The 14,783-nt window shown below is 26.7% G+C and carries 16 protein-coding genes and 1 pseudogene; all 17 read left to right on the forward strand.

The features are described 5' to 3' along the window. A pseudogene (locus tag CP960_RS13715) lies at positions 1-433 on the forward strand (hypothetical protein); the annotation flags it as partial. An 8-nt stretch (positions 434-441) separates the two neighbouring features. Beyond that, complete coding sequence (locus tag CP960_RS04245) at positions 442-1,488, forward strand: radical SAM protein (protein WP_101184058.1); 1,047 nt, start codon at positions 442-444, stop codon at positions 1,486-1,488. Between the two features lie 10 nt (positions 1,489-1,498). Further along, positions 1,499-2,416, forward strand: coding sequence for a hypothetical protein (locus CP960_RS04250; RefSeq protein ID WP_101184060.1), 918 nt, complete (start codon positions 1,499-1,501; stop codon positions 2,414-2,416). After that, a complete protein-coding gene (locus CP960_RS04255; RefSeq protein ID WP_101184062.1) occupies positions 2,409-3,503 on the forward strand; it encodes a DegT/DnrJ/EryC1/StrS family aminotransferase in 1,095 nt (364 codons plus the stop codon). The genes CP960_RS04250 and CP960_RS04255 overlap by 8 nt, the downstream gene beginning before the upstream one ends. Next, positions 3,503-3,994 carry an adenylyl-sulfate kinase gene (locus CP960_RS04260; protein ID WP_162919105.1) on the forward strand — a complete coding sequence of 164 codons (492 nt, stop codon included), beginning with the start codon at positions 3,503-3,505 and terminating at the stop codon, positions 3,992-3,994. Before CP960_RS04255 ends, CP960_RS04260 begins: the two co-directional genes overlap by 1 nt. Continuing rightward, a complete protein-coding gene (locus CP960_RS04265) occupies positions 3,982-4,698 on the forward strand; it encodes a TSUP family transporter (RefSeq protein ID WP_101184066.1) in 717 nt (238 codons plus the stop codon). Before CP960_RS04260 ends, CP960_RS04265 begins: the two co-directional genes overlap by 13 nt. Positions 4,699-4,710: 12 nt before the next feature. Further along, on the forward strand, positions 4,711-5,763 hold the full coding sequence (locus CP960_RS04270; protein WP_101184067.1) for a sulfate adenylyltransferase: 1,053 nt from the start codon (positions 4,711-4,713) through the stop codon (positions 5,761-5,763). Beyond that, a complete protein-coding gene (locus CP960_RS04275) occupies positions 5,760-6,719 on the forward strand; it encodes a pyruvate kinase (RefSeq protein WP_101184069.1) in 960 nt (319 codons plus the stop codon). The genes CP960_RS04270 and CP960_RS04275 overlap by 4 nt, the downstream gene beginning before the upstream one ends. Positions 6,720-6,723: 4 nt before the next feature. Further along, entirely contained in the window at positions 6,724-7,815 is a 1,092-nt protein-coding gene (locus tag CP960_RS04280) for a radical SAM protein (RefSeq protein WP_101184071.1), read from the forward strand. Positions 7,816-7,827: 12 nt separating this feature from the next. After that, entirely contained in the window at positions 7,828-8,814 is a 987-nt protein-coding gene (locus tag CP960_RS04285; RefSeq protein WP_101184073.1) for an SDR family oxidoreductase, read from the forward strand. A gap of 1 nt (position 8,815) precedes the next feature. After that, on the forward strand, positions 8,816-9,607 hold the full coding sequence (locus CP960_RS04290) for a transketolase (RefSeq protein WP_101184074.1): 792 nt from the start codon (positions 8,816-8,818) through the stop codon (positions 9,605-9,607). Then, positions 9,600-10,088 (forward strand): transketolase family protein, encoded by a 489-nt coding sequence (locus CP960_RS04295; RefSeq protein WP_101184076.1) that lies wholly within the window; start codon positions 9,600-9,602, stop codon positions 10,086-10,088. The genes CP960_RS04290 and CP960_RS04295 overlap by 8 nt, the downstream gene beginning before the upstream one ends. Next, the gene (locus tag CP960_RS04300; protein ID WP_101184078.1) at positions 10,072-10,365 is read left to right on the forward strand and encodes a hypothetical protein; all 294 of its coding nucleotides are present in this window, start codon (positions 10,072-10,074) and stop codon (positions 10,363-10,365) included. Before CP960_RS04295 ends, CP960_RS04300 begins: the two co-directional genes overlap by 17 nt. Then, on the forward strand, positions 10,343-11,461 hold the full coding sequence (locus CP960_RS04305) for a radical SAM protein (RefSeq protein ID WP_101184080.1): 1,119 nt from the start codon (positions 10,343-10,345) through the stop codon (positions 11,459-11,461). Before CP960_RS04300 ends, CP960_RS04305 begins: the two co-directional genes overlap by 23 nt. An 8-nt stretch (positions 11,462-11,469) precedes the next feature. Beyond that, a complete protein-coding gene (locus CP960_RS04310) occupies positions 11,470-12,897 on the forward strand; it encodes a PfkB family carbohydrate kinase (RefSeq protein WP_101184082.1) in 1,428 nt (475 codons plus the stop codon). Then, positions 12,898-13,626, forward strand: coding sequence for a nucleotidyltransferase family protein (locus CP960_RS04315; protein WP_101184084.1), 729 nt, complete (start codon positions 12,898-12,900; stop codon positions 13,624-13,626). Between the two features lie 62 nt (positions 13,627-13,688). Continuing rightward, on the forward strand, positions 13,689-14,720 hold the full coding sequence (recA, locus tag CP960_RS04320; protein ID WP_101184086.1) for a recombinase RecA: 1,032 nt from the start codon (positions 13,689-13,691) through the stop codon (positions 14,718-14,720). The last annotated feature ends 63 nt before the right edge of the window (positions 14,721-14,783 follow it).

The raw sequence follows: 14,783 nt of genomic DNA on the forward strand, positions 1-14,783 counted from the left end.
TTCTATGCAAAGAATTAATGCAACAAACTATTTTCTATTCTCAAAAGAGTCTTTAAAAAAATTGTATATAAACTTTGGAAGAATTTTTAGCTTAAAATATAAAAATAAAGTTGTTACTGCAATATTTATTATTGAAGACTCTAAAAATGTATACTATTTTCTTGGTGGAACATTAAAAGAGTTTTTACCCTTTGGTTTTAATTCTCTTCTTTTTAAATTAGTCTGTGATTATTACAAAGGGCATAAAAATCTTTTTTTTCTTGGTGGAGGGAAAGATGGACTTTATAAATTTAAAGAAGAGTTTTCTAAGGATAAAAAAACATTTTACATAGGGAATAAAGTATTTGATAAAAATTTATATGATAAACTAACAAAAAGAACAAAAAGAACTAATAATCAATTCTTCCCAAAATACAGAGAAAAAACAATATAAGGTAATTAATGAGCTTTTTAGAATTTGATAAAATATTATACCATCCAGAGAATATTTTAGCAATAAAAAATCAAACAAAAATTTTTCCCGTTCATGCAACAATAAGTTTAGGTAACTTTTGTAATCATAAATGTTTATGGTGTACAGCCTATGAGTATCAACTTGATAAAGCAAATTTACTAGATTTAGATAAAATTCTTACCTTTTTAAAAAAAGCAAAAGATAGAGGCTTAAAAGCAGTAACATATGTAGGGAATGGAGAACCAACAGCATATCCAAAGTTCAAAGAACTAATTACAGAAATTTCAAAATTAGGCATAGAGCAAGGAATGTTTACAAATGGTTACTTAATAAATAGATTTGAAGATGAGATTCTTAAATATTTTACTTGGATAAGAGTAAGTTTAGATGCAGGTACTACGGAAGTACACAATCATATGCATGATGTAAATAACCATTTTGAAAAAATCATTAAAAATACGAAAGAGTTAATAAAAAAAAGAGAAAACATCTCTCCTACTGTAGGAATACAATTTGCTACGCATCATGAAAATATTAAAGACTTATATGAAAGTGCAAGAATATCAAAAGAGATAAAAGCTGATTATTTTTCTATTAAGCCTGTTTTTAATAGAGGAAGTGTTGGAGAAAGAATAGAGAAAAACAATATTACACATAATGACATTTCTCCTATTGCCAAAAGAATCAAAAAAGATCTTGAAAATGAAAGCTTTAAAGTTTTTTATAGAGAACATCAAGTTTTATCTCATGAACAAGAAAAAACTATTCTTAAATATAATAAATGTGTTGCAGGTTTTTTTAATATTAATATTTATGAAGATGATAGAATTATTTACTGTGGTCCACATAGAATAAGTGTAGGAAAAATCACAGATAATTTAGAAAAAATAGAATCAAATATACTTAAACTATCTAATAATCTTGATTTATCAAAATGTCCAGCAGGATGTAGATATCATTCTCTTAATAATTTAGTAGAAACCATTTTAAATCCTTCAAGTGTTACTAAAGAACAACATATAAACTTTATTTAAGAAGAAAAAAATGATAGAAAAAATGAATAATCTACTAAGTAAAGAAAATAGTAATTTAGTATCTTTACACGAAAATAATAATTATCCAATATATTTTATAATAGCTCAACCAAGAGGTGCATCAACACTTTTTCAACAACTAATTACTAGTAATTTACATATAGGATATATTAGTAATTTTCTTGCAAAATTTTACCAAGCGCCAGCATTTGGAATAGAATTAGAAAAAGATATTATAAATAAAGACTATAAAAGTAATTATATCTCATCATATGGAAATACTAAAGGCATAAATGAACCACATGAATGGGGATGGTTTTGGAAAGAACAATTAAATCTAAAAGATAATGAACACTATTGTAAAAAACAAAACTTTGATAATTTAAAAACAAATTTGAATTTTATAGTTAATACAAAAAAACTTCCTTTAATTATTGATAATGTTTATGCTATGGCAAATATTTTAAAGTTTAAGGACAACTTTAAAAATATAAGAATAATTAATCTTACTAGAGACTTATATTTCATTTGTAACTCAATAATTAATGCTCGTATTAGTAGATATGATAATATAAACCATTTTTATGGGCATATTCCAAACAATATATCAGTAATACAGAAAATAAAAAATCCTATTGAACAAATTGTTTTTCAAGTTAAATCTATACAAGATGAAATTGATTTGATTACTACAGAGTTCAAAAATGCTCAATTAACAATTGATTATGAAGAGATATATAATAACTCTTTTGAGGTTGTTCAAAAGTTTAAAGACTTTGTTAAAAATTCAGACTCTATTGAACTAAAAGAGAAAGAAAAACATTTACCAAAGTTAAATTATAGAAACAGCTCTAACTTAATTAATAATAAATACAAAGATGAACTAGACTACTTTTATAAAAAATATTTTGGAAAAAGAAATGATTAAATATATTGATTTGGGTATATCTTCAAAGGAGTATGAAGAAGAAATCTCTCCTTTAATTAAAGATATTTTTTTAACTGGACAATTTATTAGTGACTCATATGTAAAAGAGTTTGAAGACAAGTTTAAAAATTACTGTAATACAAAATATGCAGTAGCATTAAATTCAGGTACAGATGCATTAATATTTGCACTAATGAGCTTAGGAATAGGACAAGATGATGAAGTAATCACAGTATCAAATAGTTTTATTGCAACAGCAAATGCAATCTCTTACTTAAAAGCAAAACCAATCTTTGCAGATATTAATGATAATTTATTAATTGATTATAAGAAAATTGAAGAACTTATTACACCTAAAACAAAAGCTATACTTCCTGTTCATTTAATGGGTGCAGTTTGTGATATGGATGAAATTAACAAAATTGCAAAAAAACATAAGCTTTTTGTAATTGAAGATGCAGCTCAAAGTATTGGCTCAACATATAAAAAGATGAAAACTGGTTCTTTGTCAGATATAGCTTGTTTCTCTTTACACCCATTAAAAAATCTATCTGGTATTACAGATGGAGGAATTGTAACAACAAATAATAAACAACTTGCATCTTATATTAAAAAGATAAGGAACCATGGATTAAAAAATAGAGACTTTCAAGAATTTATAGGAAGAGTATCTAGATTAAATAGTATAAATGCTGCTATTTTAAACCATAGGTTTGATAAATTAGAAAATATCATAAAAAATAGAATTGAACGTGCAAAATTATATAATGATTTACTTAGTAATGTTCAAGAAATTAAAACTATTAAAATGAAAAGCTATATTAAACACACTTACCATACTTATATAATAAAAGCTGAAAAAAGAGAAAAACTACAAGAATATTTACAAAACAAAGGAATTGAAACAAAGATACATTATCCTATTTCAATACATAATCAAAAACCTTTTTCTCATATAAATAATCAACACCTTATTAATACAAAAAAATTTGAAAAAAATATATTAACACTACCAATTGCAAATATTACTTTTGATGAAATAAGATATGTTTGTAAATGTATAAATGAGTTTTATAAAGGATTATAGTGGTTATATGGTTATTAGGAATAAGTGGTTCAGGTAAAAGTACTTTAGGAAAAGAGTTAAAAAATTATTTTGATAATAATAATATAAATAGCTATATAATTGATGGAGATATTATTAGAAACTTTTATGAAAATGATTTAGGATATACAAAAGAAGATAGAGAAGCAAATATTAAAAGAATTTTACTAAGTGCTTATATTTTAGAACAAAATAATATTATCCCAATTGTATGTAATATTTCACCTTTTGAACAATTAAGGGATTTTGCTAGAAGAAAGTTTGATAACTATTTTGAAATATATTTAAAAAGGGATATTAATAATATAAAAAATAAAAAAACAGTTTACAAAGATAAAAATGTTGTAGGTGTAGATATTAAGTTTGAAGAGCCAAAAAATAGTAATCTTATAATTGATACAAATAAGTTGACTAAAGAAGAGAGTCTTAATCATATACTAAAATATTTAAAGTTAAAGCAATGCTTGAACTAGATATATTATTTGTGATTGTATTCACTTCTATTATTCAATCTTTATTTGGAGTTGGTGTCTTACTATTTGGTACTCCAATGATGTTACTTTTAAATTATGATTTTATTGAATCACTATTAATACTACTTCCTGTTTCTGCTACAATAAATTTAATGCAAGTATTAAAAGATTCAGAATATATAAACAAAAAAATATATAAATCAATTCTTATATATACTATTCCTTTTATAGTAATAACACTTTTTCTAATTGAAAAAAGCTCTATAAATTTAAACATAATTATTGGTTTATTTTTAATACTATTAGCTATAAAAGAGAATATATCTTGGATTAAAAATTTTATGAATAGCTTTTTATCTTACAATAGGCTGTATTATATAACCATGGGTATAATTCATGGTTTAACTAACTTAGGTGGTTCTTTATTATCAGCAAAAATCTTTTATGAAAAAGATTCTAAAAATGAGAAAAGAGTAACAATAGCAATATCTTATCTTACATTTGCATTATTTCAAATTGGAACAATTTTTTTAACAAGTAGTTACGAAAAATTTAGTTACTATTATATATATTACGCTATTATTGGTTTTTTTATATATTTTATTGTAAATAAACTATTATATAAAAGATTAAATGAAATTAAATATCATAATTTATTTAAAATACTATTATTAGTTTCAGGTATTTTATTAATCTTAAAATAAAATGGAGTTTTAATGACATATGAAGTTAATGAAGAAACACTTCAAGATATAATTAATATAGAAACAAAACTTTTTTATCCATTAACTGGTTTTATGGATAGCAAAGATTATAATAGCGTTATTAATGAAATGCAACTTTCTACAAAAGAAGTATGGACTATACCTATAACACTAGATGTTAATAAAGAAACTTTTACTAATGCAATAAACAAAGAAGTTTTAACACTTACTTTTAAAAACAAACCTATTGCAACTTTATTTATTGAAGACCTATTTAAAATAAAAGAGCAAGATATTAAAAAAATTTTCCAAACTGATGATATAAACCACCCAGGAGTAAAAAAAGAAAAAAGCAGATTTCCTTTTAGAATTGGTGGAAAAATAGAAGTTATTGATAAAGAAATTTTAAAAAACTCACTAATGCCTAAAGATACAAAAAAACTTTTTAAACAAAAAGGTTGGAATACAATAGTTGGTTTTCAAACTAGAAATGTTATTCACAAAGCTCATGAATATTTACAAAGAGTTGGTTTAGAGTTTTGTGATGCATTATTTATAAATCCATTAGTTGGATGGAAAAAAAGTGGAGATTTTAGTGAACAAGCCGTAGAAAAAGGCTATAAAAAAATGATTGAAATATATTATGAAAATCTTAATGTACACTTTCAAACATTAAAAACACAAATGAGATATGCAGGTCCCAAAGAAGCAATCTTTCATGCTATAATTCGAAGAAACTTAGGATGTACTCACTTTATAATAGGAAGAGATCATGCTGGTGTGGGAAATTATTATGGAAAATATGAAGCACACTCTTTAGCAAGAAAAATTCTTAAAACAAACTCTTTAGGAATTGAGTTACTACTACTAAAAGAACCTTACTATTGTAACATCTGCAAACAAATGGTAAGTGAAAATTGTTGTGCACATAAAGATATAATTAGAATTAGTGGTACAAAAATAAGAAAAAAATTTTTAAATAATGAAACTCCTTCTTCAATATTTATGAGAGAAGAAGTATCAAAAGAGATTTTAAATCTTAAAGAGGAGATGTTTATAAAATGAAAAAAATAATTGCAACAGTAGGTCCATCACTTCTATATAAAACACCTATAAATAAAATACACAATCAAAGTTATATATATAGAATAAATGGTGCTCATGGAACAATTCAAGAGATAGAATCACATATTAAAGAAATTAGAAAACAACAAAGTGATGCTAAGATATTAATGGATCTACCAGGTAATAAAATTAGAACAACAAATGTTGAGGATTATATAAAAATTGAAGAAGGAGAAAACTTTACTCTTAACTTTAATCAATTAAACTATTCTACTTTTTTTAAACATATAAAAGTAGGTGATATTATATGGGCAAATGATTCAATCTTTAAGTTTAAATTATTGAAAAAAGATTTAGAAAAAGCTCAATTTACATTTCTATCGTACTCAACAGGAAAGCTTCAAAACAATAAAGGTATGCATGTAAGAGGTATTCATGAAGAGATTCCTTTTTTATTTGAAAAAGATAAGAAACTTATTAATCTTGCAAATAAATACCATTTAGACTATATAGGATTATCTTTTGTAAGAAACAAAAAAGATATACAACTTGCAAAAGAACTAATTGAAAACTCAACTATTATCTCAAAAGTAGAAACATTAAGTGCTGTAAATAACTTAGATGAAATATTAGAAGAAGTTGAGCACATATTAATTGATAGAGGTGATTTATCAACAGAAGTAGGTTTAAATAATATCCCAACTTATCAAAAATTTATTATTGATAAAGCAACTTTTTATAATAAAAAAGTATTTTTAGCAACACAATTTCTTAAAACTATGGAGATAAACCCTATTCCAACTATTGCAGAAACAATTGATTTATATAATAGTTTAAAAAGTGGTATTTATGGACTACAATTATCAGAAGAAACAGCAATAGGAAACTATCCAGAGCTATGTCTTGATGTAATTAACAAACAAATTAAAAATATTAAAGAAGAGTATATAAGGTAAAGTAATGGCAGATACATATTCAATAGATAGTCATAAATTAAATTTTCATCCTCTAAGAGTTGCTAGTTGGCTAAAAGCAGATAATAATTGGGAAAAACAAAAAAAAATTTATCCTTTATATGTTGAAATTTCTCCAGTAGGAGCATGTAATCATAGATGTACTTTTTGTGCAGTGGATTATATTGGTTATAAAAATATAAGATGGGAAACACCGTTACTAAAAGAAAGAATCTCTGAGATGTCTAAGCTTGGTATTAAAAGTATAATGTTTGCAGGAGAAGGAGAACCCTTACTTCATAAAGACTTAGATTCAATTATACAGCATTGCAATAATGTAAATATTGATTCATCAATTACAACAAATTTTGTTTTATTTGATAAACAAGATGCTCATATGATTTTAAAAAACGCTTCTTGGATAAAAATAAGTATAAATGCAGGAAGTGCAAAAACATATTCAAAAGTTCACAGAACAAAAGAGAAAGATTTTGAAAAAGTACTTAATAATATGAAAAATGCTGTTCAAATAAGAGACAAAAACAATTACAAATGTACTTTAGGTGCACAAATGTTACTTCTTCCTGAAAATAAAGACGAAGTATTTGAGTTTGCAAAAACTGTAAAAGAGATAGGTTTGGACTATTTAGTAATAAAACCTTACTCTCAACATTTGTTTAGTGAAACTAAAATTTATAGTGATATAAATTATGAACCAATGTTAGATTTAGAAAAAAAGCTAGAAAAATTAAATAATGAAAATTTTAGTATAGTATTTAGAAGTAATACTATGAAAAAACTAAATAGCAGCCATGACTATAAAAAATGTTACTCAACACCATACTTTTGGGCTCATATGATGGCAGATGGGGATGTTTATGGTTGTAGTGCATACTTACAACAAGAGCATTTTTGTTATGGTAACGCTCAAGAAAATAGCTTCCAAGATATTTGGGAAGGTGAAAAAAGAAGAAAAAGTATAGAGTTTGTAAGAAATGAGCTTGATATAAAAGATTGTAGAGTAAATTGCAGAATGGATGAAGTAAATAGATATTTATGGCGATTAAAAAATCCAAATGCACATGATAATTTTATTTAAAAGGTACATAATATGAAAGCAGTAGTTACAGGAGGAGCAGGTTTTATTGGCTCTCATATGGTTGATTTATTAATAGAGCAAAACTTTGAGGTTATAGTTATAGATAATCTGTCAAATGGACGATTAGAAAATATTGAACACCATAAAAATAAAATCAAATTTGTTCAAGCAGATATTGGTGATTATGAAAATAAACTTGAAAAATATTTTGAAGATGTTGAGTATGTTTTTCACTTTGCTGCTTTAGCAGATATTGTTCCATCTATTAATGACCCTTTGAAATATCATAAAGCAAATGTTGATGGAACTATAAATATTTTACAAGCTGCTAAAACCTCAACAAAACTTAAAAAGTTTGTTTATGCAGCTTCTAGTTCATGTTATGGAATCCCCAAAACATATCCAACAAGTGAAGATACTAAAATAGCACCTGAATATCCATATGCCCATACAAAAAGAGTAGCAGAAGAGTATGTTCTTCATTGGGGGCAAGTATATAATATGCCTGTAGTTTCAATGAGATTTTTCAATGTTTATGGTCCAAGACATAGAACAAGTGGAACTTATGGAGCAGTATTTGGAGTATTTTTAGCTCAACTTTTAAATAATAAACCTCTAACTATTGTAGGAGATGGTAAGCAAACTAGAGATTTTACTTTTGTAACTGATGTCGTAGATGCTTGCTTAAGTGCGGCAAAATCAGAATACACAAATGAGATTTTTAATGTAGGTAGTGATAACACTTATAGTGTAAATTATTTAGTTGAACTATTAGGTGGAGAAAAAACTTATATACCAAAACGTCCAGGAGAACCTGATTGTACATATGCAGATATTAGTAAAATCAAACGCCTTCTAAACTGGTCTCCAAAAGTTACTTTTGAAGAAGGGGTAAAAATAATGCTTGAAAATATTGAGCAATGGGCAAAAGCTCCTGTTTGGGATAAAGATTCTATTAATGAAGCAACAAAAGACTGGTTTGAGTATTTAGGTAAATAATATGTTAGATATTGAAGATATTAGATATAAAACTATTAAGTTATCTTGTGAATCAAAAGCCGGGCACTTAGCACCGTCTTTATCTTGTCTTGAAATATTAACAACTCTATTTAATGATTATCTTAATTACAATACAAATAATGCTAAAGATAATTCAAGAGATAGATTAGTTTTTAGCAAAGGACATGGTGCATATGCTTACTATGTTATTTTAAATGAATTAGGTTTTCTCCCAAGCCATGAATTAAAAAATTTTTATAATGGTTCTTCAATAAAGGGTTGCCTTACTCAAAATTTAGATTATATGATTGAGGCTTCAACTGGTTCTTTAGGTCATGGACTTCCAATAGCAGTTGGTATGGCACAAGCTTTTAAAATGCAAAATATGACAAATAAAGTAGTCTGTATTGTAGGTGATGGAGAGATGCAAGAAGGAAGTAACTTTGAGGCTTTAAATATCGCTTCTAAATATAAACTTGATAACTTATTAGTAATAATTGATGCAAATACTCTTCAAGCAATGAGTAAGGTTAGTGATGTAGGATTGAGCAATCCTCAACTAAGTAATGTTCTTAAATCATACCCTTGTTCATTTTCAAAAATCAATGGTCATAGTATAAAAGAGCTAAAAGAGTCTTTTGATAATTTTTTTAATAAATCAAATGATAACTTCTCAGTCCTTTTCTGTGATACAGTAAAAGGTAAAGGCTTAGATTTCATGGAAAACTCTATAAAGCATCATTTTAGATGCCCAACTGAAGATGGTTATATTCTAAAGGAAAATGATGAGTAATCTAGTTTCAAAACAAGAAGTAATGAAAGAGATATATAAATATTTTCAAAAAGATGAAAAGATGACTCTTCTTGCAGGCGATATGGGTTTTGCTGTTTTAGACGAGTATTTTAATAACCATTCACATCGAGCTTTTAATATAGGTATTTGTGAGCAAGCTACAATAAGTATGAGCGCAGGTATGTTTTTAGCTGGACTTAAACCAATAGTTTATTCACAAGTTCCTTTTTTAGTTATGAGAGCATATGAGCAAATAAGATATGATTTAAATGAGCATAATATGAATGTAAAACTAATAGGAGTAGGAGCAAATAACTACTTTGAGAAATTAGGAAGAAGTCACTGTATGGATGAAGATGATATAAAGATGATGAAAATTTTCAAAAATTTTCTAATATTATCACCAACACAAAATAGTTTAGTAACAGATATAAAAAAAATGTTTGACTATAAAGGACCTGTTTATGTTAGATGCAAATAAATACTCAAGGTATGAACCTGAAAGTTTAGTAAAATGGAAAAAATTATCTTCACAAGAACAATTAGAAAAAGTGAAATTTTTAAGTAAAAAATTTAATAAAGAATTAGAAGTAATAAAAGTAAATAATCAAGCAATAGAAGTAAATCTAATTATGGCCAAGAATAAAGTTTATGATTATTTAGTATCATATGAGTCATATATAAGAGAAAAATTAGGAAATTTTCCAGTAATAGTACTTTTGAAAGATAGAGCAGATGAAAACAAAAAAAGAAAATAAATATATACTAGATGCCACTAAAATATATTGGCATCAAGAAAGAATTAAAAAATGGGAGAAAGGTGAAAGAATCGCTCCAATTACAATAGATATGGCATTAACTAGAGCATGTAATTATGGTTGCCATTTTTGTTATGCTAGACTTCAAGAAAATGATAGATTTGATATAAAAAAAGAACATATTGATAACTTTTTAGAAGACTGCGCTCAAATGGGAGTTAAAGCAATCTCTTTAGTAAGTGATGGAGAGAGCTCTTTATCTCCTATTTATGAACATACTATAATCAAAGGTTCGCAACTTGGTATATCTATGGCAGCAGCAACTCATGGATATAATACAAGATATGAAGCATTACAAAGAATTCTTCCTCACTTAACATATTTAAGAGTTAATATTTCTGCTGGTGAGCCTAAAAGATATGCTGAAATAATGGGAGTAAAAGAGAGTCATTTTCATCAAGTTATTCAAAACATAAAAGATATGGTTGAAATAAAAAAGAAAAATAATCTTGATGTAACTATTGGTATGCAAATGGTATTAATGCCAGAAGATGCAGACCAAGTTATTCCTCTAGCAAAGATAGGAAAAGAGATTCGCCCTGATTATTTAGTTGTAAAACATACAAGTGATAGTGAAGATGGAAAACTAGGAGTTGATTACTCAAAGTACTCACAGCTTACACATATTTTAGAAGAGGCAGAGTCTTATAGTGATGATGAATATCAAGTTAGTGTAAAATGGTCTAAGATTAATGCTGAAGGAAAAAGAAGCTATCAAAGATGTTATGGACCACCATTTCAAATACAAATCTCAGGTTCAGGTCTAGTTGCTCCTTGTGGCATGTTATTTAATGAAAGATATAGTAGATTTCATATAGGAAATATAACTCAACAAAGATTTAAAGATATTGTAAATAGTGATAGATACTGGGAGGTTATGAATCACTTATCTTCTCCAAATTTTGATGCACAAACTATGTGTGGTTCTTTATGTTTACAACATAAAGTAAATGAATTTTTAGATGGTTATAAAAAAGGTGAGATAAAACTTGAAAAACCAACTGGAACACCACCTAATCACTTAAATTTTATATAGAGAATAAAATGAAAAAAAGAAAAGCTTTTGTTTATGGAAATTTTAATATTTTACATCCTGGACATCTAAGACTATTAAAGTTTGCAAAAGAGAGTTGTGAATATTTAATTGTTGGAGTAAATAGTGATAGCATTAATAAAGACTCTAACCTATTAGATGAAAATATAAGACTAGAGTCTATAAATGCTACAAGTTATGTAGATGAAGCTTTTTTACTAAAAGAGGATGTATTAGAATATATCAAAAGAGAAAAGCCAGATATTATAGTAAAAGGTAAAGAGCATGAGAAATTATCAAATCCTGAAGAAGAAGTTTTAAAATCTTACGGAGGTGAACTTCTTTTTACATCAGGAGAGATTGGTTTTTCTTCTTTAGATTTACTTCAAAAAGATTTTGAAGTAAATCCCTCATTTATAACACATGCCACTAGATATATTAATAGGCATCAAATAGACTCTGAAAAATTAAAAGAGTATGTAAATAGTTTTTCTAATTTAAATGTATTAGTTATTGGAGATACAATCATAGATGAATATATTACTTGTGATCCAATTGGCATGAGTCAAGAAGACCCGACAATTGTTATAACACCTATTTCAAATAAAAAATTTATAGGTGGTGCTGCAATTGTTGCAAGTCACGCTAAAACATTAGGAGCAAAGGTATCATATATTTCAATCTTAGGTGATGATGAAAATTTTGAATTTACAAAAAATTATTTAAATGAGTTAGAAATTGATACTTATATCTACAAAGATAGCACTAGACCTACAACTTTAAAACAAAGATTTAGAGCTCAAAATAAAACTTTATTAAGAGTTAATCATTTAAAGCAACACAATATCTCAAAAGATTTAGAAGCAAAAATCATGGAAAAAATAAAGAATAATGGTAAAAATTATGATTTAATTATTTTTTCTGACTTCTCATATGGAGTTTTAACTAAATATTTAATAGAAAAAATATCCCAATTTGCCCATAATCATTCTATTTCAACAGTTGCAGATTCTCAAAGCTCTTCTCAAGTAGGAGATATTTCAAAATTTAAAAATATGGATATTGTTACGCCAACAGAAAGAGAAATAAGATTATCTTTAAATGATTTTGAGTCAGGTTTAGTAGTATTATCAAAAGAGTTACATGAAAAATCAAAACCTAAATATGTATTTACTACTTTAGGAAGTGAAGGAATTATGATTTATAACTCAATAAAAGATGAGTTATTAACAGATAATATCCCTGCTTTAAACCAAAATGCAAAAGATGTAAGTGGAGCAGGAGATTCTTTAATTACGTGCTCTTCCATGGCAAAAACAGTTGGTGCTTCTGTTTGGGAAAGTGCATATCTTGGTTCTTTAGCTGCAGCTATTCAAGTAAGTCGAGTAGGAAATATTCCTATTAAAAAACAAGAAATCATTAAGGAGTTAAATTTTTAAATGAAAAAAGCTTTACTTTTAGCAGCAGGTCTTGGAACAAGACTAAGACCTATTACAAATAAAATTCCAAAATGTCTAGTACCTTTAAATAATAAACCCTTACTTCAATATTGGCTTGAGAATCTAACAAAAGCAGGAGTTGAAGAGTTTATAATAAATACTCACTACTTTAATAATAAAGTTGAAGAATTTATAGAAAATTCTGAATTTAAAAATAAAGTTACATTAGTTTATGAAAAAGAACTTTTAAATACAGCAGGAACAATTTTAGAAAATAAAATTTTTTTTGATAAAGATGAACCTTTTTTAGTTATACACGCAGATAACCTATCATTTTGCAACTTTAATGCATTTTTTGATACCCATGAAGAAAAAAAAACAAAATGTGATATAACAATGATGTTATTTGAAACTGATACACCACAATCTTGTGGAATTGTTGAACTTGATAAAAACGGCATTGTTCAAAAATTTTATGAAAAAGTCAAAAATCCTCCTTCAAATTTAGCAAATGCAGCTGTATATATCTGTAACTATTCTATATTTAAATTTTTAGAAATTAATAAAAAAGACAACTTTGATTTCTCACTTGATGTCATTCCTTATTTTACAGGAAAAATTAATACTTTTTTAAACTCTACTTATCATAGAGATATTGGAACATTACAAAGCTATGAAATAGCACAAAAAGATATAAAAAATCTTACAAAATGCAATAAAAATATGTAATTTATTTTTTTTTCGCTAAAATTCCCAAATAAATAAAAGAAACTCTAAAATTAGGATAGATAATGGATGATAATCAAAAAAAGTCACTTGATTTAGCAATCAAGCAAATTGATAAAGCTTTTGGAAAAGGTACATTAATTAGACTTGGAGATAAAGAGGTTGTTCCAACAGAAGCAATTTCTACTGGTTCACTAGGACTTGATTTAGCTTTAGGTGTAGGTGGACTTCCAAAAGGTAGAGTAATTGAGATTTATGGGCCTGAATCATCTGGTAAAACAACTCTTACTTTACATGCAATTGCAGAGTGCCAAAAAGCTGGTGGTGTTTGTGCATTTATTGATGCAGAGCATGCTTTAGATACAGTTTATGCAAGAAATTTAGGAGTTGATATTGATAATTTACTTGTTTCTCAACCTGATTATGGAGAACAAGCATTAGAGATTTTAGAAACTGTTGTAAGAAGTGGAGCAGTAGATTTAGTTGTAGTTGACTCAGTTGCTGCACTTACTCCAAAAGTAGAAATTGACGGAGATATGGATGACCAACAAGTAGGTGTTCAAGCAAGACTTATGAGTAAAGCACTTAGAAAAATCACAAGTATTATGAACAAAATGGGTACAACTGTTATCTTTATTAACCAAATTAGAATGAAGATTGGAATGACTGGTTATGGAAGCCCTGAAACTACAACTGGTGGTAATGCACTTAAATTCTACTCATCAGTTAGACTTGATATTAGAAGAATTGCTACGTTAAAGCAAGCAGAAGAGAGTATTGGAAATAGAGCAAAAGTAAAAGTTGTAAAAAATAAAGTTGCGCCTCCATTTAAACAAGCAGAGTTTGATATTATGTTTGGAGAAGGTATTTCAAAAATGGGTGAGCTTATTGACTATGGAGTTAAACTTGACATTGTAGATAAAGCTGGTGCTTGGTTTAGTTATGGTGATGCTAAAATAGGTCAAGGAAAAGAGAACTCTAAACAATTCTTAAAAGATAACCCTGAAATTGCTAAAGAGATAGAATCTAAAATATTAGTTGCAATGGGAATAAAAGATGATATTATTCAAGGTGAACCTGAAGAGCAAGAGAAATAAAACTACTTCAATTTTAAATATACAATATCAAAAAAGAGTTACTCTTTTTTGATATTTTCCTAC

The organism is Malaciobacter halophilus, assembly GCF_002837275.1.
Lineage (GTDB): Bacteria > Campylobacterota > Campylobacteria > Campylobacterales > Arcobacteraceae > Malaciobacter > Malaciobacter halophilus.